This window comes from Algoriphagus boseongensis (genome assembly GCF_004362805.1).
Lineage (GTDB): Bacteria > Bacteroidota > Bacteroidia > Cytophagales > Cyclobacteriaceae > Algoriphagus > Algoriphagus boseongensis.
On record NZ_SNYF01000005.1, the window covers coordinates 1,145,331 to 1,168,142 of the forward strand.

General features: G+C 42.1%; 16 protein-coding genes and 1 pseudogene. 6 read left to right on the forward strand and 11 right to left on the reverse strand.

The window, feature by feature from the left end:
• Positions 1–2: 2 nt before the first annotated feature.
• The 3 genes from trkA to DFQ04_RS04990 form a co-directional block, all read right to left on the reverse strand.
• Positions 3–1,349 carry a Trk system potassium transporter TrkA gene (gene trkA / locus DFQ04_RS04980; protein ID WP_133553279.1) on the reverse strand — a complete coding sequence of 449 codons (1,347 nt, stop codon included), beginning with the start codon at positions 1,347–1,349 and terminating at the stop codon, positions 3–5.
• A 161-nt stretch (positions 1,350–1,510) separates the two neighbouring features.
• Positions 1,511–2,749 carry a DNA recombination protein RmuC gene (locus DFQ04_RS04985; RefSeq protein ID WP_133553281.1) on the reverse strand — a complete coding sequence of 413 codons (1,239 nt, stop codon included), beginning with the start codon at positions 2,747–2,749 and terminating at the stop codon, positions 1,511–1,513.
• Positions 2,739–3,755 carry an alpha/beta fold hydrolase gene (locus DFQ04_RS04990; RefSeq protein WP_133553283.1) on the reverse strand — a complete coding sequence of 339 codons (1,017 nt, stop codon included), beginning with the start codon at positions 3,753–3,755 and terminating at the stop codon, positions 2,739–2,741. The genes DFQ04_RS04985 and DFQ04_RS04990 overlap by 11 nt, the downstream gene beginning before the upstream one ends.
• Before the next feature lie 80 nt (positions 3,756–3,835).
• On the opposite strand from DFQ04_RS04990, the gene DFQ04_RS04995 reads away from it, so the two are divergent.
• Positions 3,836–5,062: an NRAMP family divalent metal transporter gene (locus tag DFQ04_RS04995; RefSeq protein ID WP_133553285.1), complete on the forward strand. Its 1,227-nt coding sequence runs from the start codon at positions 3,836–3,838 to the stop codon at positions 5,060–5,062.
• 12 nt (positions 5,063–5,074) lie between these two features.
• Here the strand turns inward: DFQ04_RS04995 and ypfJ are convergent, their stop codons facing one another.
• Positions 5,075–5,971, reverse strand: coding sequence for a KPN_02809 family neutral zinc metallopeptidase (gene ypfJ, locus DFQ04_RS05000; RefSeq protein ID WP_133553287.1), 897 nt, complete (start codon positions 5,969–5,971; stop codon positions 5,075–5,077).
• Between the two features lie 96 nt (positions 5,972–6,067).
• On the opposite strand from ypfJ, the gene DFQ04_RS05005 reads away from it, so the two are divergent.
• Positions 6,068–6,820, forward strand: coding sequence for a 3-keto-disaccharide hydrolase (locus DFQ04_RS05005; protein WP_133553289.1), 753 nt, complete (start codon positions 6,068–6,070; stop codon positions 6,818–6,820).
• Positions 6,821–6,880: 60 nt separating this feature from the next.
• Here the strand turns inward: DFQ04_RS05005 and DFQ04_RS05010 are convergent, their stop codons facing one another.
• On the reverse strand, positions 6,881–8,614 hold the full coding sequence (locus DFQ04_RS05010; RefSeq protein WP_133554362.1) for a M1 family metallopeptidase: 1,734 nt from the start codon (positions 8,612–8,614) through the stop codon (positions 6,881–6,883).
• Positions 8,615–8,881: 267 nt separating this feature from the next.
• Here DFQ04_RS05010 and DFQ04_RS05015 point away from each other — a divergent pair, with 267 nt between their 5' ends.
• Complete coding sequence (locus DFQ04_RS05015; protein ID WP_133553291.1) at positions 8,882–12,028, forward strand: VPS10 domain-containing protein; 3,147 nt, start codon at positions 8,882–8,884, stop codon at positions 12,026–12,028.
• Positions 12,029–12,113: 85 nt separating this feature from the next.
• Positions 12,114–13,388, forward strand: a complete 1,275-nt coding sequence (locus DFQ04_RS05020; RefSeq protein WP_133553293.1) for an APC family permease — start codon at positions 12,114–12,116, stop codon at positions 13,386–13,388.
• A gap of 10 nt (positions 13,389–13,398) precedes the next feature.
• Here DFQ04_RS05020 and DFQ04_RS05025 read toward each other — a convergent pair whose 3' ends face one another.
• From DFQ04_RS05025 to DFQ04_RS05040, 4 genes are all read right to left on the reverse strand, one after another.
• Complete coding sequence (locus tag DFQ04_RS05025) at positions 13,399–13,869, reverse strand: tryptophan-rich sensory protein (RefSeq protein WP_133553295.1); 471 nt, start codon at positions 13,867–13,869, stop codon at positions 13,399–13,401.
• Between the two features lie 71 nt (positions 13,870–13,940).
• A complete protein-coding gene (locus tag DFQ04_RS05030; RefSeq protein WP_133553297.1) occupies positions 13,941–14,390 on the reverse strand; it encodes a DinB family protein in 450 nt (149 codons plus the stop codon).
• 3 nt (positions 14,391–14,393) lie between these two features.
• Positions 14,394–15,218, reverse strand: coding sequence for an N-acetylmuramidase domain-containing protein (locus DFQ04_RS05035; RefSeq protein WP_133553299.1), 825 nt, complete (start codon positions 15,216–15,218; stop codon positions 14,394–14,396).
• An 80-nt stretch (positions 15,219–15,298) separates the two neighbouring features.
• Positions 15,299–16,621: a DEAD/DEAH box helicase gene (locus DFQ04_RS05040; protein WP_166637281.1), complete on the reverse strand. Its 1,323-nt coding sequence runs from the start codon at positions 16,619–16,621 to the stop codon at positions 15,299–15,301.
• A 228-nt stretch (positions 16,622–16,849) separates the two neighbouring features.
• Here DFQ04_RS05040 and DFQ04_RS05045 point away from each other — a divergent pair, with 228 nt between their 5' ends.
• Positions 16,850–17,911, forward strand: a complete 1,062-nt coding sequence (locus tag DFQ04_RS05045; protein WP_133553303.1) for a carboxypeptidase-like regulatory domain-containing protein — start codon at positions 16,850–16,852, stop codon at positions 17,909–17,911.
• A gap of 175 nt (positions 17,912–18,086) precedes the next feature.
• Positions 18,087–19,956: pseudogene (locus tag DFQ04_RS05050) on the forward strand (gamma-glutamyltransferase family protein).
• Between the two features lie 82 nt (positions 19,957–20,038).
• Here the strand turns inward: DFQ04_RS05050 and DFQ04_RS05055 are convergent.
• Both DFQ04_RS05055 and DFQ04_RS05060 read right to left on the reverse strand, forming a co-directional pair.
• On the reverse strand, positions 20,039–20,722 hold the full coding sequence (locus DFQ04_RS05055; RefSeq protein WP_133553305.1) for a potassium channel family protein: 684 nt from the start codon (positions 20,720–20,722) through the stop codon (positions 20,039–20,041).
• Between the two features lie 12 nt (positions 20,723–20,734).
• The gene (locus DFQ04_RS05060; protein ID WP_133553307.1) at positions 20,735–22,534 is read right to left on the reverse strand and encodes a TrkH family potassium uptake protein; all 1,800 of its coding nucleotides are present in this window, start codon (positions 22,532–22,534) and stop codon (positions 20,735–20,737) included.
• Between the last annotated feature and the right edge of the window lie 278 nt (positions 22,535–22,812).

The following is a 22,812-nucleotide window of genomic DNA, read 5'->3' on the forward strand; positions in this document are numbered from 1 at the left end:
GCTTAATGGAAAAGTTTCTCCAGCGCTTGCTTAGCCTCTGGCAAGGCTAAAACAATTGCTTTGTCATCAATTTGAAGGGTGAAGTCACCGTCAGGGATAAATACATTCTCACCACGTATCACTCCAGCAACAATCGCCGTGGAAGGAAAATGTAGTTCCCGCAAAGGGTGTTTGGTTAAGCGGTTGGTTTTGGTCACACTGTACTGGATAAATTCAGCATCTACGCCATATATCCCTGACACAGCATCCACGGTACCTTTTCTGAGGTATCGGGTAATTTCATTCGCCGCCACCAACTTTTTATTGATCAGTGAATCGACCCCAATACTATGTGAAATGTGAATGTATTCTCGAGTATCTACGTGAGCGATTGTTTTGTAAACCCCATGGTTTTTGGCGGAAAGACTAGTAATAATATTCGTCTCGGAAGATTCAGTCAGCGCCAAAAAAGCATCCATTTCCTCGAGCCCCTCTTCTACCAGTAGTTCAATATTTTTGTAATCTCCATTGATTACCAAGGTATTTGGTAAGTTCTCAGCCAACCACTTGCAGCGTTCTTTTTCATTGTTGACCAAAGTGACGCGATAATCTTTTTGAAGCTTGATAGCAGTAGTCACCGCCATGTCATCTCCACCGATAATCATGACGTTTTTGATCTTCACCTTTTTCTGACCCAAAGCTTCAATGATCGTCTCAGTATTTTTCTTGTGAGAGATAAAGAAGGCATGGTCATTATTTCGAATAATCGTACTTCCTCTTGGTATGATAGTCTTTTGATCCCTTACGATAGCAATAATTCGAATATCCTCGTAGATAGGATCTTCTTTAGTATCCATGATCCTTTGATTGACCAAAGGACTATATTGATCTAGGGTAATGCCTACGATATTCAGCTTTCCTCCTCCAAAATCGAAAACCTCAGTAAAACTTGAGTTTTCAATCATTTTATAAATCTCCCTAGAACAAAGCATTGTCGGAGAGATCAAGTTGTCAATTCCTAGATTATTGAAATAGGAAATATTATCTTCTTTGAGATAGGTGTGGTTTCTTACCCTAGCCATAACTCTCTTGGCTCCAAGCTGCTTAGCTAAAACCGCCGTTACCAAATTGGTTTTTTCAGAAGTGGTAACCGCCAAAACCATACTGGCTTCTTCTACATTGGCTTGCTGCAAGACATCAAGGGAAGTGGCATCTCCTTGAACTGTTAAAACATCAAGTTTGGATGCTACATAATCTAGAACATTGCGATCGGTATCAATCAGCGTAATGTCCTTGTTGTCATAACTCAATCGCTCTGCCAGGTGATATCCCATATCTCCGGCGCCGGCGATTACTATATTCATCCCCATAGAGATAGATTAGTGTATTTTAGTGAGGGCAAAATTAAGGGCTTTTCTATTCCTAAAATTGTCCGAAGAACTTTCTTTTTGAATCCTGATGAAAAGTAAGGATTCCATTTGGCTAAAAACAAATAAATCCAAGGTTTTTACTCTTGGACTAGGTTTTGGATTTAATCTTCCAAAAGATTTTGGCTTTCAGAATCGGGTAATTCTTGAACTTCTTTCAGCTTTCTTTGGATCACCCGGGTCCTTACTCCCACTAATTTATCTAGCTCAGAATTTGCCTCATTCAGCTTTTTCTGAGTTCGCTCCAATAATTCCCCAAACTTCCCGAACTCATTTTTCACAGCTCCAAGAATCTGCCAGACCTCTGCACTTCTTCTTTGAATTGCCAAAGTTCGGAAGCCCATTTGAAGTGAATTAAGAATTGCTGAAAGAGTAGTCGGTCCAGTCACAATTACCTTGTAATCCTGCTGAATTTGCTGAGCTAAACCAGGTTCTCTGAGAATTTCGGCATAGAGACTTTCTACAGGAAGAAAAAGAATGGCAAAATCCGTGGTTCCGGGCGGATGGATATATTTTCCCTGAATTTCCCCAGCTGATTTTTTTACAGCTTTAACAAGCTCCGTCCGATAATAATCCACTTTTACTTTGTCACCTTCTTCATAAGCATCAACCAATCTGAGAAAAGATTCCTGAGGAAATTTGGAATCTATTGGCAAAAGAACCACCTCATCTTGGCCTGGCATTTTTACTGCAAATTCCACTCGATCCCTACTTCCATTGACTGCCGCATTTACAATATATTGATCGGGAGAAAGGAGATTTTCTAAAATGGCTTGAAGTTGATACTCCCCTAAAACGCCCCTGCTTTTCACATTCGTCAAAACTCTTTTCAGATCACCGACACCATTCGCCAAACTCTGCATTTCTCCCAGTCCCTTCTGAACTGCCTGAAGTTGATTGCTAACCAATTCAAAAGACTGACCTAATCTGACTTCTAGCGTTTTTTGAAGCTTCTCCTCTACGGTTTCCCTTATTTTCTCCAATCTGGCTTCTGTATTTTTCACCAACTCGTCCTGACTTCTTCCCAACTCAAAAAATCTGTCCCGCTGCATTTCCTGAAGATCTTTCATGGATTGTCGGACTGTTTCTCCGAAAAGCCGCAAAGCTTCACCTTGGTCCTTGGCGCTTGCTCGTTGATGGTCAAAAACTAATTGGAATTGTCTAGTCAGGGTTTCTCCCGATTCTCTTCTTCCTTCTGCCAGAGATACGCCCAACTCACGATTGATCTTTGCCAATTCCTCGGCTAATAGTGCTTTATGATCATCCTTTTTCCTAATCAAAAACCAAAAAATCAATCCGACTTGGAGGGCAAGTACTAAGTATATCAGGTATTCAATCTGCATAGACTAATTGTTTGGAGGGATCAAGGTAGTTTTTCCTTACTTCCACCCCTAAAAAAGAAAGGTATTCTGAGACAGATTCCGTCGGGATTTCTTCCATGGGCACATGACCAGCCTCAGGGAAAATGACCAGATTTGAACCAAGAATCGCACTTTCAAAGCTGTATGCATTGGATACCGAAATCCAAGAATCTTTTTCTCCCCATAAAATCAGGGTAGGCATGGTCAATCTTGAAAAGTCGAATTCCTTTCTTCTGGACTGGCTAAGTCGATCTAAAGTAGCCTTTCGATTCCCTTGCATCAGCATCAATTCATAATATCGATCTACTGCCGCTTCATTGACTTTGGATTTATCTCCATAGACTTCTTGAAGGTTTTTAGCAAACAAAAACTTGGGAGTGCATTTCAATAAAATCTTTGAAAAGACAGGGTTTTCAGCAACGCGAAAGATCAAAGGTCTGGAAGTGGTTTGAGTAGAATCTCCCGTAGAAACAGTCCTTTGGGCTCTTTGAGGAGCTCCAGAAGCATCAATTAAATTTAGACTGAGCACTTTATCAGGTCTTGAAGTAGCAATTTCCAAAGCCACAGCCCCACCCATGGAATTTCCTGCCAGGTGAAATTTTTCTATTGAAAGCTTTTCAGCTATCCGTTGAACCAAGTGACTGTAATCCTCAATGGAATAGCGCTTTAACTCATCAGGGCCAGTCAAGCCATGTCCTGGAAAATCTAAAGAGATGGTCATGAAATAAGGACTCAATTCCTTCTGCCACACATCCCAGGTATGCAGGGAAGAAAAACTCCCATGCAAAAGAAATATTGGGTCACCCTCCCCCATAAATCTGACATGGACATTTAATCCATCCACCTCAATAAAATGAGACTGTGGGGTACTGTACTTTTCCACTAATTCTTCTGAAGGAATATCTGCACGATACATCAAACCAAGAAAAAACACCAGAGACAAAACTAGGACGGAGATGATCTTTGCAATTCTTTTCAACCAAAGCATGTGTTATTTTTTTATTCCGCAATGAAACAAAACCTACAAAAAATCTTCCCAATTCTCTATTTTCCCAAAAAACTTCTCTGGTGCAACTCAAAAAAATTCTTGAAAAGATCGGTCCAGGCCCTTTGGTTACTGCTGCTTTTATAGGTCCCGGAACGGTAACTGTCTGTACACTTGCAGGGATCGATTATGATTTTACACTGCTTTGGGCTTTGGCTTTGAGTATTTTAGCTACTGTGTATCTGCAAGAAATCTCAGGTCGAATAGGACTGATTACCCAACAGGACTTAAGCGAGTTAATACGAAATCAAACCCCGAGAAAAGTAATAAAGCTCCTTTCCGTTATATTGATTTTGGCAGCCATTGGCTTGGGAAATGCTGCTTATCAAGGTGGAAATATCTCCGGAGCCAATTTGGGTTTAGGGGTATTTTGGGAAGCTCCGGTTTGGGATATAGGTCAACTATCCATCCAATCCGGAAGTCTGCTCTTTGGGATTTTAGCATCACTTCTACTCTGGTCTGGTAATTTCAACCGAATCGAAAAAGTCCTGGTGGGTCTGGTTTTGACCATGTCATTGGCATTTATTGTTTCCGCGATTTTGACAAAACCGGACTTAGGAAAATTAGCAATAGGCTTTGTCCCGAGTTTTGATCCTGGAAAATTTCCTACAGTGGTTGCCTTAATCGGAACCACGGTAGTTCCCTACAATCTTTTCCTGTATGCAAGTTTGGTGAAAAAGAAATGGAGAAATCCCAGTTCTTTACCTTCCATGCGCACAGACATTAGCGTTTCGGTGATTTTAGGTGGCCTAGTCTCCATGGGGATATTGGTAGTTGGAGTCGCCAATCCATCCACTCAACTGGAAAATGCTCAAGACATAGCCAAAGGTCTTTCTGGTGTGTTTGGTGATTTGGGAAGCTTCTTGATGGGTTTCGGCCTAATGGCTGCTGGAATGACTTCAGCTATCACAGCTCCTCTGGCAGGAGGTTTGGTTATTTGTGGAGTCTTAGGCTGGAGTCAGGAAATCAAATCCAAGTCCATGCGAGGAAGTATGGGGATAATTTTGATTTTGGGAATCGTATTTTCTTCCTTTGGAATCCGGCCAGTAACCTTAATTACTTTGGCTCAATTGGCAAATGGAATTCTCCTTCCAGTCATCAGCGGCTGGCTGATTTGGGCAGGAAGTCAGGCTGATTTTTTAGGGAAATACAAAAACTCTTCTTTAGCTACCAGCATTGGTATTTTAATCTGGTTAATCACTTTTATTCTGGGAATGAAGAGCGTAGGAACGGTAATGGGTTGGTTTTAAAAACCTTTGAAATCAAAGATCCCGGGCACTGAAGGTATCTCCCTGACGCAAGTCTCCAGTTTCAAATCCCTTTTTGAACCACTTCATCCGTTGTGCTGAAGTTCCGTGGGTAAAAGAATCTGGCACCACTCTTCCTGTTGCTTGCTTCTGCAAACGATCGTCTCCTATGGCATTAGCCGCATTTAGGGCTTCTTCCAGGTCTCCAGCTTCCATCATCGCAGAACTTCTCTGACTATGATGAGCCCAAACTCCTGCTAAAAAATCAGCTTGCAATTCCAATCTCACAGAGTTTTGATTGTATTCCTTTTCGCTGACTTGACCTCGAAGGCTATGAACTTGGTCAGTGATCCCCATGATTTTTTGAATGTGATGGCCCACCTCATGTGCAATGACATAGGCATAGGCAAAGTCTCCGCCTGCTCTAAGTTTTGTCTCCATATCCTCGAAAAAGCTCAAATCTATGTAGAGCTTTTCGTCAGCTGGACAGTAAAAAGGACCCGTAGAGCTACTGGCATTTCCACAGGCAGATGACACCGAACCAGTAAATAAAACCAAAGTTGGTTCCCGATAGTCCTCAATTAACTGATTCCAAACGTCTTCTGTATCAGCAAGAATTGTTGAAGAAAATTGAGCCATTTCCTCCTCTTCAGCGGTTGGTGTATAGTTTGTCTCAGTGGTAAAACCCTGACTTCCACCCCCTCCAAGCAAACCTCCAAGAAGACTAAGAGGATTATTTCCGGTGATAAAAGAGATTGCCAAAAACAATCCGATGATCACCAGTCCGGTTTTTGAAAAAAGGATTTTAATCAAGGGACCGATCAGCAAAGGATTAAATCCTCCTCCACTTCCACCGCCTTGCCCCCTTCTATCATCTACATTTGAGCTTTGTCTTCTTCCTTGCCATTTCATGGGATAAAAAGTTTGATTTCGAATAAAAATAACCAAATTGGTTTAGAGGAAAACCAGAATTCAGTTTTTCATTCAAAAATAATAAACCCTAAACCTATGAAATCGAAAACTCTTTTTTTCACCCTGCTTCTATTCACCGGAATTATCTCGGGATCAATTGCACAAAAGGCAAACTTCTACCTCGGTACCAAACCTCCAAAAGGCGCAAAGCTTTACTTGGATGGAACAGCCAAATCACTTCATGAAAACTGGAAATATTGGGAAGGCCCAAGATTTTCAGCCGAAATGCCTATCAAATGGGCCGAGGTGAAGGATCCTGTGGATGGAAAACCCGCAATCTCTTCCAATGATCCAGCCGGAGCTGGTGGAAAGTACGGAGCAGCCGATATTGTGACCAAAGACGAATTCCGTGACTTTGAAGCCCATGTAGAGTTTTTGGTAAAAAATGAAGGGGGAAACAGCGGAGTGTATTTACAAAACCGATATGAAATCCAGATTTTGGATGGAGATTATGGATTGCACGGAATGGCGGCAGTAATCAATGAGCACCTCCCTGCGAAGACCGTGTACAATGGAGTTGGAGCTTGGAATGCTTACGACATCCAATTCAGAGCGGCAAGATTTGTGAATGGAAAACTCACTGAAAAGGCTAGAGTTACCATCTATTTCAATGGTGAAAAAATCCACGACAATGTAGAAATCCAACAAGTTTGGGGTGGGCCCAATTCAGGAATTGACGGAGGTAACGATGGAGGGAAAGGGATTACCGATACCCCAGGAGGACTTAAACTTCAAGCCGAAGGTCATGAAGTACTTTATCGAAACATCTGGATAAAGCCAATCAATTGAAATAAAGTAAAAACAAAAAAAAGGCGGTTAAAACCGCCTTTTTTTAAATTCTATTCCGGATTAAAATTCCTTCTTATTGTTTTCCTGATGAACATCCGCCATTCGCTTGCTCGGGTCAATTTCCACTGACTTGATCGAGCCAAATGGTTTAGTTAAGACCAAGGTTTTGCTAAGATTGGTCCATGGCCAAGGATCTGTATGGATACGGACTGGAGTTCCTTTTTCCTGAGGCTTTTCTCCTCTCATAATCACCAAAGGCATATAAATTGACTCCTGGCTTCCATCTTTATAGGTAATCACCAAGTCTATAGGCATTGGCATCAATCCGATTCTTTCCAAAGTAATTTCTGTGTTATCCCCACTTGCCATAACCTCCTTGATTCCATAATCAATGGTTTTGGTGGTAGAGACGAAATACTCCTTGTACCAATCCAACTCTATCCCACTTTCTTTTTCCATGATTCTTACCAAATCATTCACGTTTGGATGTTTGAACTTCCAGGTATTGAAATAGCGAAGCATTCCTCTATCTCTTGCTTCCTCACCAATCACATAACCCAATTGAGCCAAGAATACAGCGCCTTTTGAATAAGCTGCAGAGCTATAGGCCTGATTGGTGTGGTAATGATCCGAATGAGTAGACATAGGTTCTTCTAACCCAGAAAGGGCTAATCGGTAATAGCCAGAATAGGAGCCTCTATTTGGATTAGCATTCTCCTGGAAAATGTTTGACATAGTCCAACCGCTTGCATAGGATGTAAATCCCTCATCCATCCAAGGATAAAGCGATTCATTGGATGCCAAAACACCATGGAACCAGCTATGAGCCAATTCATGAACCATTACTCCCACTAAACTTGCTAGATTTCTTTCTCCTGTAATCAAAGTTGACATGGCATATTCCATTCCTCCATCTCCGCCTTGAACAACAGAAAACTGCTTGTATGGATACTGCCCAAATCTCTGAGACATGTAGGAAATCGCTTTAGGCGTATATTCTTTGAGTTTCTCCCAATTTTCAGTGGTCTTAGGACCTGGGATATAAAAATGGTGTACGGTGATTCCGTTATCCATCTGAACTTTGTCGTGCTTGTATTTATAGTCTGCGCCCCACATAAAGTCATGTACTTGAGGAGCTACGAAATGCCAGGTTAGGGTATTTCCTTTTGGCTCAGGAACTTTCACTCCTTCATCTTCATATCCATGACCGATTTCATTCGGGTTTTGCAAATACCCGGTTCCTCCGAGTACATAAGTTTTGTCAATGGTGATTTTCACATCAAAATCTCCCCAAATTCCATAAAATTCTCTTCCTATGTAAGGATTTGCATGCCATCCCTGCTCGTCATAGTTGGCCATTTTTGGATACCACTGAGACATGGAATACCGAACCCCTTCCTCACTGTCTCTGCCTGATCTTCGGATTTGCAATGGAACCTGTCCTTCAAATTCCATTTGAAAAGTTGTAGAAGTATTTGGCAAAATCGGTTCAGGAAGAGTCACTTCTAAGATAGTTTCTACCTCCTTGAATTGAACAGGCTTGCCATTCATGGTCAAAGATTTGGCATGGAGGTATCCGATTTCATCAGACTTTAGCTTTGAAATTCTATCCCCCACTCTTCGATCTGGATCAGCTATCGTTCTGGATCTGACATCCATCATGCTTCCAGGTTGGAAAGCATTGTAATACAAATGATAAAATACCCGGGTCAAGGTATCCGGAGAGTTATTGGTATACACCAATTCCTGAGTACCGGTGTACTGATTGGTTTTGACATCCATTTGGACATCCATTTTATACTTTACAGCTTGCTGAAATCTACCCGTCTGAGCAAATCCAGAAGCAATACCTACAAAAAGAAAAAGCCCGACCAAAGGCTTCCATTTACTTAATTGCATAGAAACTTTTTTTCTTGCTAAGAAAAGGAAATCTCTTTCCCTTCCCAAACCAGTAATCAAAAAGAATGGGTGAATGGACATTTGGCAGTCATTTATCAAATTTTTCATCCCAATCCCAGCTCTTTTCGCTTATTTACCTTTAGAATAAAAACCACCAAATACATGAGAAAAATTTATTTACTGATTTTGGCCAGCATGCTGTGCTTAGGCACTTTTGCGCAGCAGGTGGACATGGACCAATTCAAATCCATGAAGGCTAGAAGTATCGGTCCTGCCGGTATGAGTGGGAGGATTACAGCCATTGACGCTGTAGCCGAAAACCCAAACATCATTTATGCAGGTTCAGCTTCTGGGGGCTTATGGAAATCTACCTCAGGGGGAATCAAATGGGAACCGATTTTTGACAATGAACGCGTGCACTCTATCGGTGCGATCTCCATTTATCAGAAAAACCCAAATGTAATCTGGGTAGGAACTGGAGAAGGAAATCCCAGAAACTCACTCAATATGGGTTATGGAGTTTATAGATCTCTCGACGCGGGAAAGACCTGGCAATTGATGGGTTTGGAAAAGACCCGAGCTATTCACAGAATCATTGTACACCCAGATGACCCAAACACAGTATTCGTGGGAGCTATCGGTTCTCCATGGGGTGAGCAAGAAGATCGTGGCCTTTACAAGACTACCGACGGCGGAAAGACTTGGAAAAAAATCCTTTATATCGACACCAAGACCGGTGTTGGCGAAATGATCATGGACCCTAACAACCCCAACAAACTTTTTGTCAACATGTGGCAACATCGCCGCTATCCATGGTTTTTTGAGTCCGGAGGAGAATCTTCAGGCCTATATGTAACCTATGATGGTGGAGAAAATTGGAAAAAGCTTAACGCTGAGGATAACGGCTTACCAAAAGGAAAATTGGGAAGAATGGGCTTGGCTATTTCCAAAGCAAATAGCAATAAGGTTTACGCCTTGATCGAATCCTCCAAAAACGCCCTGTATGTTTCTGAGGACGGAGGAGAAAAATTCAGCATGATCAATGATAAAGATGAAATCGGCGACCGACCATTCTACTATTTCGAAATTCATGCAGATCCAAAAAATGAAAATAGAGTTTACACGCTTTACTCAAGAGTAGGTGTCACTGAAGATGGAGGAAAATCTTTCCGTCAATTGCTTCAATATTCCGGAGTCCACCCAGATCACCATGCTTGGTATATCAATCCAAATGACCCTTCACTTTTGATTGATGGAAATGACGGTGGATTGAATATTTCCCGCGACATGGGCAAAACCTGGATGTTTGCAGAAGGCCTTCCTGTTGGACAATTCTACCATGTAAATGTGGATAATGAAATTCCTTATAACGTCTATGGCGGTATGCAAGACAATGGCTCGTGGACGGGTCCTGCTTATATCTGGAGAAATGACGGAATCAGAAATACCTACTGGCAGGAAGTTTCTTTCGGGGATGGTTTTGATGTGGTATCCCATCCTAGAAATTCAAGATATGGCTATACCATGTCTCAGGGAGGAAATGTTTCCCGATTTGACAAACTAACTGGACACAACCGAACTATCCGTCCTACTCACCCTGACAAGGATGTTTTCTTGAGATTTAACTGGAATGCGGCGATTGCTCAGGATCCTCATGATCCTAACACGGTGTACTATGCCTCTCAATTCCTGCATAAATCAACTGATTCAGGCGAAACTTGGGAAATCATCTCACCAGATTTGACCACCAACGACTCTACAAAGCAAAAACAGCAATTCACAGGAGGCTTGACTTATGATATTACCGGTGCGGAAAATCATACCACCATCATTGCAATTGCTCCATCCCCAGTTGATAAAAATGTAATCTGGGTAGGAACTGACGACGGAAATCTCCAAGTAACTCAGGACGGTGGAAAAACCTGGACCAATGTGGTTTCCAAAATGACTGGCCTTCCAAAAAATTCGTGGATTCCTCAAGTTCAAGCCTCTAAATACAATGCTGGAGAAGTTTGGGTTGTGGCCAACAACTACAGAAACAATGACTTCAGCGCTTATGCTTACCATAGTTCTGATTTTGGAAAGACCTTTACTCGAATCGCTGACGACAGCAAGGTTTGGGGATATACCCTTTCTATCAAGCAGGATACTGAAGAACCAAACTTGGTTTTCCTTGGAACTGAATTCGGATTGTATGTTTCCTTTGACAAGGCTAAAACCTGGAACAAGTGGGAACATGGCTATCCTAAGGCAGTGTCTACCTATGACATGACCATCCAGGAAAGAGAAGCGGATTTGGTAATCGGAACCTTTGGACGAGCTTTCTACATTTTAGATGACATCCGTCCTTTGAGAGCTTTTGCCAAGAATTCAGGAAAAGCTCCAGCTGGAAAAATCACTGCGTTCCCTGCTCCAGAAGCATATCAGGTAGAAATCCAGCAGCCTCATGGGGAAAGATTTGCAGCAGACGCAAAATATGCCGGAGAAAACCGTCAGACTGGTGGTCGTTTGAGCTATTTCATCAACGATGACAAGGAAAAGTTAGACTCTGTCACAGTGAAAATTTTCAACGCTTCAGGCGAACAAATTAGAACCTTGAAAACACTTCCTGAAAAAGGAGTGAATAGAATTATATGGAATCTGGACAGAAAATCAACTGCAGAAATGAGCGGTGGTTTTGGTGGTGGTCAAGGCGGAGGCGGACGTAGATCCGGTTTCTTTGAACCATCCGGTGGAGATGCACTTCCAGGCACCTACAAAGTGGTATTCGAATACGGAGGGGAATCTTCTGAGACTTCGATCAAAGTAAACATGGATCCTAGAATCGAATACCAATTGGCAAATCTTCAAGCCAGAGAAAATTTCCTTAAGGAGGTTGAATCCCTTTCATCTGAGGTCAGCGCTGCTACCAAACAACTGGATGAAGCTCAAAAAGTAATCGACAAGGTCAATGCTTTGATCAAAGATGTGAAGACCGATGAAGCGAAAGCTTTGGCCGATGCTACTAAGGAGATCAAAAAGAAACTTGACACCGCAAGAGAAGCATTTAATGGGCCTAGAAGAGAAGGTCAAGGTATTGTCAGAAACCTCTATCCTACTACCATGAACCGTGTTTTTGCACCTAGAAGCTATGCTAGCTCAAGCTATGGAGCGCCTGGAGCGACTGAACAACGCTTGCTAAATCATGGTCAGGAAGCTGCCAAAGAAGCTATCGCAAAAGTGAATGAATTCATGAGTGGAGATTGGAAAGCTTATGAAGAAAAAGTCAAAGCAACCCAAATCGATCTTTTCGAAGCCATAAAGAATTAATCATCCCAAACCTTTTCAAAAAAAGCATCCTGATTTTTCAGGGTGCTTTTTTTTTAATCCCAAAGTTTCAAGAAGTTTGATCCCAATGAAATCCCTTTCAAAAATCTCCTGGAAAACAGCCGCTGGATTAGTCATCGCCAACATGATCGGAACAGGTGTTTTCACCAGTTTGGGATTTCAATTGGCTGAAGTTCAAAATACCTGGTCTATTCTCCTGCTTTGGATTCTCGGGGGAATCATGGCCCTGATTGGGGCTTTTGTTTATGCAGAATTGGGGACCCATTTCCGGAAGACTGGGGGCGACTATATATTCCTTTCAGAGACCATTCATCCAGCCATCGGCTATAGCTATGCTTGGGTTTCTTTGACAGTAGGATTTTCAGCGCCCATTGCCATTGCTGCCATGGCAATGAACAATTACCTGACACCCATGTTGGGAGAAACAATTCTTCCCGGACTATTTTTCCTGTTAGTTATTCCACTTTTTCATACCATTTCCATCGGTAAGTCAGCCATTTTCCAAGACCTTTTCACCTTGGTAAAAGTTCTTTTCATGCTAGTTCTTATAGGCCTTGGTTTCTTTTTTTCATCTCGGGTAAGTCCTGATTCGTTTGATTTTTCCTCTTCATGGAAAAATGAAGTGATCCTCCCTGGCTTCGCTGTTTCCTTGATCTATGTATTTTATGCATATACGGGGTGGAATTCCGCTGCCTATATTATCGAAGAAGTAGACCAACCCCAGAAAAATCTTCCCAAGGCATTAATTGCTTCCACTCTGCTAGTCATGGTAGTTTATGTTTTGCTTCAGGTCATTTTGCTTAAGCATGCTCAAGTGGATCAACTTACTGGAAAAGTCCAGGTGGCCGATATTGCTTTTGGAAATCTGTTTGGAAACTCCGGAGCCTTATGGGTCAGTTTCTTTATCGCTCTTCAGTTGATTGCCACAATTTCGGGCTACAGCTGGGTTGGGCCAAGAATCACCTATGCGATGGCCAGAGATTTTCGGCTTTGGAGTCCTTTGGCAAAAGTCAATTCCCATGGAATTCCGGTTCGGGCGATTCTATTAAACACCTTATTCAGTTTGGCTCTTTTCCTCTCAGGTTCCTTTGAGCAAGTCATGGTTTATGCAGGTTTTGTTCTTCAGTTGATGGGAACGATAACGGTATTTTCCTCCTTGAAAATCAAAAAGGAAACAGGCTTTATCACACCATTTAAGCCTATCCCCCAGTATCTCTACCTGATTTTTAGCACCTCGGTATTGATTTATTTGTTTTGGGACAAACCTTGGGAGAGTATTTCAGGTCTGGGAATTGTAGGAGTCGGATTTCTGATTTTTCTTTTCGACAAAAAAGTCTCCTAAGCTTTGATTATTAAGCTCGACGAAGCTGACCTATAATTATCATGGTTGCAAAAAATGTCCAAGCAACGATCGGAAAAATAAGGTAAGAAAGATTGGAGGAAAGGTCAGCTACCTGAACTCCTACCCAAAACGCGGCTAAAAGCACTAGAATGTTTCCTGCTAGACCAAATTTCAAGGCGGAGATTCCGGTCAGTTTTTCCAATCCCAAAGTGTAATAGGCATAGGAAGCACATACCACAGCCAAAATCACAATCATCATGGCCAACTGATTTTGGCCTTCCAGAAGCAATTGGTGACGAAGTATGGCCAAAAGCGTGAATAATCCGACCCAAACTAATGGAATCACAAATCCAGGTGGCTCAAACCAAAGCCGCTTTTGGGGTTCATTACCCTGAAACCTTAAGCCCAAAAAATAGGCAGGAACATTCAGGAGGATTAAAATCCCCATAAACAAGACCAGATTTAAGGTTAGACTTTCCATTCATCTAAAAGTAAAAAACGGTGGCCGAACTGTTTAGATTCTTTCTGCCACCGTTTCTTTTTTAACAATTTTTAGTTCCTATCGAGCAATCTCCTATGGTAATTGATTTGTCCCAAATGATAATTGAAGTGCCCATACAGATGGATCAGGAAAAAACCTATGGTCATGGAATGTCCGAAAAAAGCGTGGATAGACATGTCGTCTAATCGTTTGGGATGAAGCTTTGGTAAAGTATTTTCAAGAATCTTCTTTACCTCATCAATCTCTGCAATCAAACCATCTCGAGGTTCCCCTTTTGCCCCAAATTCTCTTTCACGATTTCTTTCATAAGGAACAGCTCCCAGATCAAATCCAATAAAGTGCTTCAAATTCCCGATGAGATGCATGGCTAAATTGCCCGCAGAATTAGCTATTTCTCCTTCTACTTTCCAGAGGTTTTCCTCATTTGAATAGAGTTCGAGTTCTTGTTTTAATTTGTCTAAGTCTCTTTGAAATAGCCGATTAAGTTCTTCTAAAGTCATAAATTAAGCTTGGTATTTTTTATAGGCATTGGCCATTTTGACGTCGTACTTGTTTTGGGCGTACTGTGGTCCGTTGTAGCAATATGCAAATTTTGCCCAGTTTTTTGATCGTAAATGATTGATGCAACCAAAAGCCTCAATGTATTTTCCGAAAGCCTTAAGCTGATTTCGCTCGTGCTGGTACATTTCATCCACAAAAGCCTGAACAGTGGGATATCCCAACTTGGTCGCATGATAGCCCATAATCTGATAGCTTCCCCAAGAGGTCGAAGCCAATGCAGCTTCCTTAAATCTTGGATCTGGAGATAAAGCAATCGCTTTTTCTAAACGGGAATATTCCCCTGTTCCTCCGATGTAATGCACCTTGGTCCATTTAGAGTACAGCACATCTGAATTGGATGCATTCGAAATGGAAGCCGGGTTGATTCCCCTAGCCTTCAACTGCTTCCAAAACTCATGGCCTTCAAAAAGTATTTTCGGTCTTCCATCTACCAAAAATCCCTTTCCGCTGCTTTCCACTTCATTGACTGCTTTGACTGCTGCCAGTTCAAGATTATGTCTGGAGGCAAAATCCTTTAAATCTCCTTCTCCCAAAAACTTGCTTTCCAATTGCTGGGCGGGACGAGTTTTTTCAATCAAAACCGTCCAGGTCTTGATTCCTACTTCCCCGTCTACGACGAGGTCATTTTTCTTCTGGAAATCCCGGACAGCAGCGTCGGTCATATTGCCAAAATATCCCGTGGCGGGGATTTCATAGCCTAATTTTGTGAGAAGTTCCTGGAGATATGAAACAAATTCTCCTCTGGATCTGAGCTTGAGATATTGCATAATAGAATGGGTTAAAAATGGAAAAGTACTTCCAAGTTACCAGAAGTACTTCACAAAATCCAGAATAAAAGTCCTGAAAATCAGGAATCAATCACATTTTTTCTTTGACCAAATTTACTAGGCTTGGCCTCACCAGAATTGCTTGGAGGAGATTGAGCGGGTTTGTTTTCTATAGGCTTATTTTCTCTGGGCTCCTGTTTTCTTTCCTCTCCGGCAGGTTCATTCTCCCTGGGTTTAAATGGCTTCTTCTTTTTCTTTTTGCTCTTATCCTTGAACTTTGGCCCAGAACTTGAAGAATCTGATTTTGCTTTTTCTCCTGAATACACAGGTCCATCTCCCAGGCCTTCTGGCAAAGGAATCTGAGTGACATTCATTCCAATCAACTTCTCAATCCGCACAAACTTGTGCTGATCTTTAGGATTGACAAAAGTGATGGCCTCTCCTTCCTTATCCGCACGTGCAGTTCTTCCTACTCGGTGCACATAATCCTCAGGATCACTTGGGGTATCAAAATTGATTACCAACTCAATTCCCACCACGTCAATTCCTCTGGAAATAATATCTGTACCCACTAAGATCTTGACCATTTTGTTTTTGAAGTTGGACATGATCTTTTCTCTTTCCACTTGCTCCAAGTCAGAGTGAAAAGCTTCCACATCAAAATCTTTTCTCAAAACCTTGTATAAAGCCTTCACTTTTTCCTTAGTCGAGGCAAAAATGATAACTGCCTCGTAGGGTTTCTGGGAAAGAATATGTCGTACCAAATCCTCCTTTTGGGGATCATAGACGGAATACATGGATTGAGTCACCCCTTCCGCAGTCTTTCCGATGGCAATGGAAATCTCCTCCGGTTTATTCAGGATTTTCATGCTGAATTGCCGAATTCTCGAAGGCATGGTAGCCGAGAAAAGTACGGTTTGCCTTTTTTGAGGCAAGTAATTGACGATTTTTAAAATATCATCAGAAAACCCCATATCCATCATCCGGTCTGCCTCATCTAAGATAAGGTGTTCAAGAGAGGAAAGATCCATTTTTCCACCTGCAAGCAGTGCAATCAATCTTCCCGGTGTAGCAACCACAATTTCAGCTCCGGTTTCCAGTGCTCTTTTTTGTTGCTCCCAAACTACTCCATCTCCACCTCCGTAGATTGGAATGGAACTGATTCCCAAGAAATAAGCAAAACCTTGAATTTGCTGGTCAATCTGAATTGCGAGTTCACGGGTTGGAGCCAAAATCAAGGTATTAAGCTTTTCAGAACCTGTTTTGGAAATTTTATTGAGAATGGGAAGAATAAAAGCGGCAGTCTTTCCTGTTCCAGTTTGGGCACAGGCGATCAGGTCTTTTCCTTCCATAATAACTGGAATGGCTTTTTCCTGTATGGGGGTAGGCTGTTCAAAGCCCATGGCATCGAGACCATCCTGAAGATTTTCCTCGAATTGGAATGTTCTAAAATCCAAAGTATAGGTGATTTAACGGGTAAAAAGAGCTTGGTTTCAAAAACCAATACTCTCAAATATAAGCCCTAAAATCCGCTAATGCTAACCTGCAAAACAATCTGCCCCTTCTGGAGATTGATTTAGCATGAATTGTCCTTTTGAAGTATATTACCTATCGAATACCAACTAATCACTATGCAACTATCTACATCCTTTAAATTTTTAATCTGGAGTATCCTGATTTTAGTGCCTCTTTTTGGGCAGGGTCAGAATTTTCAAATCCGAGGAAGAGTCGTGGATTCCCAAACTGAAGAAACGCTAGGGGGTGTAACAGTAGTGCTAAGAAATACCCAATACGGTACCAATACAAATTCAGGAGGCTCATTTAGTATAGAAAATGTTTTGGCTGAAAAGTACACCTTAGCCATCAGCTATCCCGGATATAATATTTATGAAAAGATCATCCGCTTGGATCAGGACTTGGATTTAGGAGTGATTCCAATGGTGAAATTCGGAAGTGAAGGAACTGGAGCCGCACTCCAAAAAACCATCAGATCGGCTAATGTCAGCCGTTTATTGGTTGAGCGTCCCAATTTCGTGGGAGGCAATATGTTTTATGGAATTCCACCTGCCCCAAAGGAGGTAGTAGGTAATTTTTACCTGGATACCAAGTGGAATCTGGCCTCTATCCTACTTTATCGTGATCAGCAAGTTTTGGAAGGTTTTCGGGCGAGATATAATATCAATTCTAACCAGTTTGAATTGATGGAACCTGAAAACAACCTAGTCTCTACCATGCAGGGATTTAGGGTACAAAACATCGTTTGGATGGACAGTTCCTATAAAGTACCCAGATACTTCGTCAACGGTATGGACTTTAGAGAAGAGGGTGCGCCTATTTCGGGCTTTTTTGAGGTGATTGTCGAAGGTGAACTTCCCTTAATGAGGAGAACACTGGCTGTTTTCAAAGAATCCAATTACAATGTGGCCTTAATGGTGGGCAACCGAAACGATGAAATTATCAAACGGAATGTCTACTACTACCTGAAAGGAAAAGACCTCTATCCAGTTCCTAAAAAGCGAAAAGAAATATTTGAAATATTTGGTGATAAGGCTGCTGAAATGGAAAAATTCGCAGAAGAGAACTCCATTAATTTCAAGGAAAAAAGCTCGGTTTTCACCCTTTTCACCTACTACAATTCTCTTTTCCCAGGCTTTGTGCCGATTATGTCACAGCTTCTGGATGAAACAGATTAAAAGAGTTTAAAGGGAAAAGTTTAAAGTGAAGAGTTTAAAGTGGAGAGAGATTTTAATCTGATTCAGCCGCTGCTCAAAAAATACTTGATTTCAGAGATTAGTACTTGGTACTTTCGAAATGGTATTTTGGACTAGATACTTGATACTTTGTACAAAAAGAAAAACCATCACCCAAATGAGAAAACTTTACTTTATCGCCTTGGTGCTGCTTTCATGGAATGTGAAAGGTCAGGGATTGCCCGGACTGGGAGCAGGAAGCACCCCGAACAACAAACCGATTCTTCATGGAAAGAATTGGGTAGCTATCACTGGTAAACCTTTAGCCGCTACAGCAGGTGCAGCAATTTTCCAACAAGGAGGAAATGCCGTGGATGCCGCCTGCGCCATGATAGCTGCAACATCAACCATGTGGGATGTGCTTTCTTGGGGAGGAGAAACTCAAGCCCTTATTTACAATCCAAAAACCAAGAAGGTAATCGCCATCAATGCCATGGGCTATGCTCCTACAGGTGCTACCGTGGAATTTTACAAAAGCCAAGGGATGGATTACCCTCCTCAATATGGCCCTCTGGCCGCAACTACTCCAGGAACTCCAGGTGGGATCATGACCATGCTTTCAGAATATGGCACCATGAGTTTGGAGCAGGTACTTAAGCCTGCGATGGAACTGGCAAAGGGGTATCCAATTGAAGCACAAACTGCCAATGCTATTGAAGCCCAAAAGGCAAGAATCAAGGAATGGCCTTATTCTAAAAAGATTTTCTTAACCCATTTGGGAGAAGAAAGAGAGGCTCCATCTCCGGGGGAAATATTTGTTCAGGAAGACCTATATCAAACCCTTTCCAAATTGGTTGAAGCGGAACGCAATGCCTTAAAAGCCGGAAAATCCAGAAAAGAAGCCATTCAGGCAGCTTATGATCGCTTTTACAAGGGAGATATCGCCAAAGAAATCGTTAGAGGAACCAGAGAGCAAGGTGGGCTTTTCACCGAAACTGATCTAGCGAACTGGAAAGTAAAAATCGAAGAGCCTTTGCATGTGAACTACAAGGGCATCGATGTCTATAAACTTCAGGAATGGACTCAAGGCCCTGCTTTATTGCAGTCTTTGAATATTTTGGAAAACTTCGATCTGAAGTCTATGGGATATAATTCTTCCAATTACATCCATACTGTATACCAAGCCATGAGTTTGGCTTTTGCAGATCGTGATTTCTATTACGGTGATCCGGCTTTTGTAAAATCTCCGATGAAAGGTCTGCTTTCTAAGGAATATGCCAAAGAAAGAGCTAAACTAATCCGGGATGTCAATGATCCTAAAATCACAGCAGGTGACCCCTACCCATTTCAGGGTGAAACCAATCCCTACCTGGATATACTAAACAAAAACAAAGAAGCCTTAGCTTCCCTTAATTCAGCTGATTTCAATTCCACAGTGGATGAGAATTTTCTTTCAGCTTTCCAAAGCGGAACCACTTCCGTAGAAACAGCCGATGCAGAAGGTTGGGTGGTATCGGTGACTCCAAGTGGGGGTTGGATTCCTGCAGTAGTTGCCGGTAACAGTGGTGTGGGACTATCGCAGCGTATGCAAAGCTTTGTCCTGGATCCTAACCTAAACCCTTATAACCTTCCTGAACCAGGAAAAAGACCTAGAGTTACGCTTACTCCAAGTTTAGCCATGAAGGATGGAAAACCTTATCTGTCTTTTGCGGTACAAGGGGGGGGATTCTCAGGATCAAAACCTGCTGCAACTCTTCCTCAATGTGGTGGAATTTGGAATGGATGTACAGGAAGCAACAGAAGCAGCAAACTTCAATTCCTACCAAATGCAAAGCAGCTTTGGAGATCATGAAATCAGACCAGGAGCAATCACCCTCAGAGAAGACACCCCAGACTGGGTAAGAAAAGACCTAGCAAAAAGAGGATACACCATTGACCTTTGGAACAAAACCTCAGGACCAATCAATGCGATCTGGTTTGACTGGAAGCACGGCACCTTCTGGGGTGGTTCCAGCGACTATGGGGATGATTACGGAATTGCTTGGTAAGCCTTATATCTAAACCCAAAACCTTCTATAGCCCATGCCCCGATAGTTATCGTGGGTAATCCATGGGCTATATTCATAAAAATCACATTGCCAAGATAGTTTCTATATCCTTGGCCAAGCCAAAGAGAACTAGGATATCCCCTTCCTGGATGCGGGTTTCTCCAGTTACTACCCCGGCGACTTTTCGAATCGTGGATTTATTTCCAAACATGTTGGTTCGCTCCAATTCCCGGATGATCGTAATTACCGAGACTTGGTATTCCTTTCTCAGATTGGTTTCTATCAGGGTCATCCCTATATATCTGGAAGGACATTTCACTTCAATGACATTGTAATCGTCCGAGAGATCCAAAGAATCCAATACATTTCGCATCTGAAGCCTCTTCGCCATTCGCTCTGCTGAGTCTTCCTCTGGGTGAACTATTTCTGATACCCCAATGGCCTTGATGACTGTTTCGTGGACATCATTGATCGAGCGGCTGATCAGGCGCTTTACATTGAGCTGTTTGAAAATAGCTGTGACCATGATCGAGGCTCCCACATTTTCACCGATGGCGATGATTACAGCATCCGTGTCCTTGTAGGGCAAAGTCTTGACCGTCTCGGTATCCGTGGCATCCATGATGATGGCATGAGTGATTTTGTCTTTGACCTGATCTATTTTGACTTCACTGGAATCCACTCCGATCACTTCGTGTCCGAGTTCGGTAAGTCGGCTGGCCAAAAAGCCCCCGAAGTTTCCCATTCCTACAATGATGTATTTCATATGCTGCTACATTTAGGTAATAAAGACGCCCTCCTTGGGATATTTGTACCGCAAGGTTCGGGCTTTTTTGATAAAAGCGACTAAAACAGTCAAGGTGCCCACCCTTCCCAAAAACATGATCAGCGAGACCACCAATTTGGAGCCTGTGCTTAATTGGGCAGTAATCCCCAAGCTCAATCCTACCGTGGAAAAGGCCGAAAATATCTCAAAGGCCACATCCAAAACCGCCAATTCTGGATTGAAGAAAAGAACCATGAAAACCCCTGATCCTATGACAATAAAGGATAAGAAAATTACTGCATTGGCTTTATGGACCGTTTGGTAGTCGATTTGGCGGCGAAAGACCTCTACCCTATCTTTTCCTTTGGCCACACTGAAGGCGCTCAATACTGCCACTGCGAAGGTACTGGTCTTTAAGCCACCGCCCGTTGAACCGGGGGACGCACCTATCCACATCAATATCAGGTAAATCAAGACGGTGGGCATCGCCAAGGAACGCATATCCACGGTATTGAAACCTGCTGTCCGAGGAGTTACCGAACCAAAAAAGGCAGTGACCACTTTGCCATACCCATTCAAGCCTTTCAAAGAGTGATTGGCCTCAAAAAACCAGTAACCTACAAACCCGACCAACAACAATATCAAGGTGGTGTAGGAGATCAGCTTGGTATTGATGTTGACCATTCTGGGAGCATGGTGAAAAAAGGACTCCTTCTCTGTAATCACATGAAACCAGCGATTGAAAAATCCTTTGACAAATTGGAAATAAGCCACAATCACCGGAAAGCCAATACCTCCCAAAATGATTGCAAAAGCCAAAACCAAATGGGTATGGTATTCGGTTCGAAATCCTTCTTCGTAAAGACCATTGCTAAGGGTGGAAAAACCTGCATTACAAAAAGCAGAGACAGCATGGAAAACAGAAAAGAATACCTGTTCTGATGCCGAATCAAAGAGATTTTTATTGATGGAGAAATAAATAATGACCCCTGCAATAGCTTCCAGTCCTAGGGTAAAAACAATGATTTTGATCAAGGTAGATCCTACCTGACCGATATTGTCTTCGTTGATGTAATCCTTTAGAAACAATTGGCTTTGAAGGGAATTTCCTCCTTTGAAAAAGAACCCAAAAAAGCTGGTGAAGGTCATCATGCCCAGGCCGCCAATTTGAAACAGAAAAAGAATGATAGTCTTTCCCAAGCCGGTAAAGGCAGTGGCTGTATCCACCACAATCAATCCGGTCACACAGACTGCTGAAGTAGAGGTAAACAATGCATCCACCCATGAAATCCCGTCGGTGGTCGAATTGGGGAGTTTGAGCAGAATAGTCCCCACTAAGATGACCATAAGAAAACTAAGGATAAAAATCAGTGCTGGATGGATAGAAAATTTATTGATCTCGACAATAATCCTACTCAGATCAATAAAAAACAGCAAAAAGATCAGCACATTGGTCAGATTGGTCTCCAAACCCGGAGGCCAGGAAGTGGTATTTATCCATCCAAACTGAACCAAGGCGAAGAAATGGAGTAAGGCTGTAAGCAATATTTCAAAGCCAAGTCGAGTCTTGCTGGATTCCTTGTAGATGAATAATATTCGATAGAAGTAATTCTGTCCCAGAATCAAGAGGCCAATTCCATAAACCAAGGATTCCAGCTCTCTAATGGTTCTTTCAGGAAATCCCAGGTCAAGGATCCAAAAAAAGAAAATCAAAACGGTAGAGGTAATTCTAAGGATGCTATTAGCCTTCCTCAGTACCCTCAAGGCCAAAAGTTTCTTGTCAGGATTTTTAAATAGGCCTTCGTAGCTCATTTAAATCAAAGTAGTCTCAAATGTAAAATAGATTTTTAGGAAAAGCACATAGACTCTTTTTTAAACAATAAATAGCCCCGGCCCCGATAGTTATCGCGGGTAAACCCGGGGCTATATTATTTCACCACCACGTATGAAAACCATTTTAATGGTTTAACTCCATTCTCAACTTGAATTTTTAAAACCAAACACCCTTGATTTTCAGGTGATTTATAATCAACTTATTCTCAGTTTTCGGATTCCTAGAGTCTTTTAAATTCCATTTTCCTCAGGTTTTT

Excerpts from the sequence above, each read along its gene's own strand:
- trkA (WP_133553279.1), bottom strand. The coding sequence starts at position 1,349 with ATGGGGATGAATATAGTAATCGCCGGCGCCGGAGATATGGGATATCAC.
- DFQ04_RS04985 (WP_133553281.1), bottom strand. The coding sequence starts at position 2,749 with ATGCAGATTGAATACCTGATATACTTAGTACTTGCCCTCCAAGTCGGA.
- DFQ04_RS04990 (WP_133553283.1), bottom strand. The coding sequence starts at position 3,755 with ATGCTTTGGTTGAAAAGAATTGCAAAGATCATCTCCGTCCTAGTTTTG.
- ypfJ (WP_133553287.1), bottom strand. The coding sequence starts at position 5,971 with ATGAAATGGCAAGGAAGAAGACAAAGCTCAAATGTAGATGATAGAAGG.
- DFQ04_RS05005 (WP_133553289.1), top strand. The coding sequence starts at position 6,068 with ATGAAATCGAAAACTCTTTTTTTCACCCTGCTTCTATTCACCGGAATT.
- DFQ04_RS05010 (WP_133554362.1), bottom strand. The coding sequence starts at position 8,614 with ATGGATGTCCAAATGGATGTCAAAACCAATCAGTACACCGGTACTCAG.
- DFQ04_RS05015 (WP_133553291.1), top strand. The coding sequence starts at position 8,882 with ATGAGAAAAATTTATTTACTGATTTTGGCCAGCATGCTGTGCTTAGGC.
- DFQ04_RS05020 (WP_133553293.1), top strand. The coding sequence starts at position 12,114 with ATGAAATCCCTTTCAAAAATCTCCTGGAAAACAGCCGCTGGATTAGTC.
- DFQ04_RS05025 (WP_133553295.1), bottom strand. The coding sequence starts at position 13,869 with ATGGAAAGTCTAACCTTAAATCTGGTCTTGTTTATGGGGATTTTAATC.
- DFQ04_RS05030 (WP_133553297.1), bottom strand. The coding sequence starts at position 14,390 with ATGACTTTAGAAGAACTTAATCGGCTATTTCAAAGAGACTTAGACAAA.
- DFQ04_RS05035 (WP_133553299.1), bottom strand. The coding sequence starts at position 15,218 with ATGCAATATCTCAAGCTCAGATCCAGAGGAGAATTTGTTTCATATCTC.
- DFQ04_RS05040 (WP_166637281.1), bottom strand. The coding sequence starts at position 16,621 with ATGGGCTTTGAACAGCCTACCCCCATACAGGAAAAAGCCATTCCAGTT.
- DFQ04_RS05045 (WP_133553303.1), top strand. The coding sequence starts at position 16,850 with ATGCAACTATCTACATCCTTTAAATTTTTAATCTGGAGTATCCTGATT.
- DFQ04_RS05055 (WP_133553305.1), bottom strand. The coding sequence starts at position 20,722 with ATGAAATACATCATTGTAGGAATGGGAAACTTCGGGGGCTTTTTGGCC.
- DFQ04_RS05060 (WP_133553307.1), bottom strand. The coding sequence starts at position 22,534 with ATGAGCTACGAAGGCCTATTTAAAAATCCTGACAAGAAACTTTTGGCC.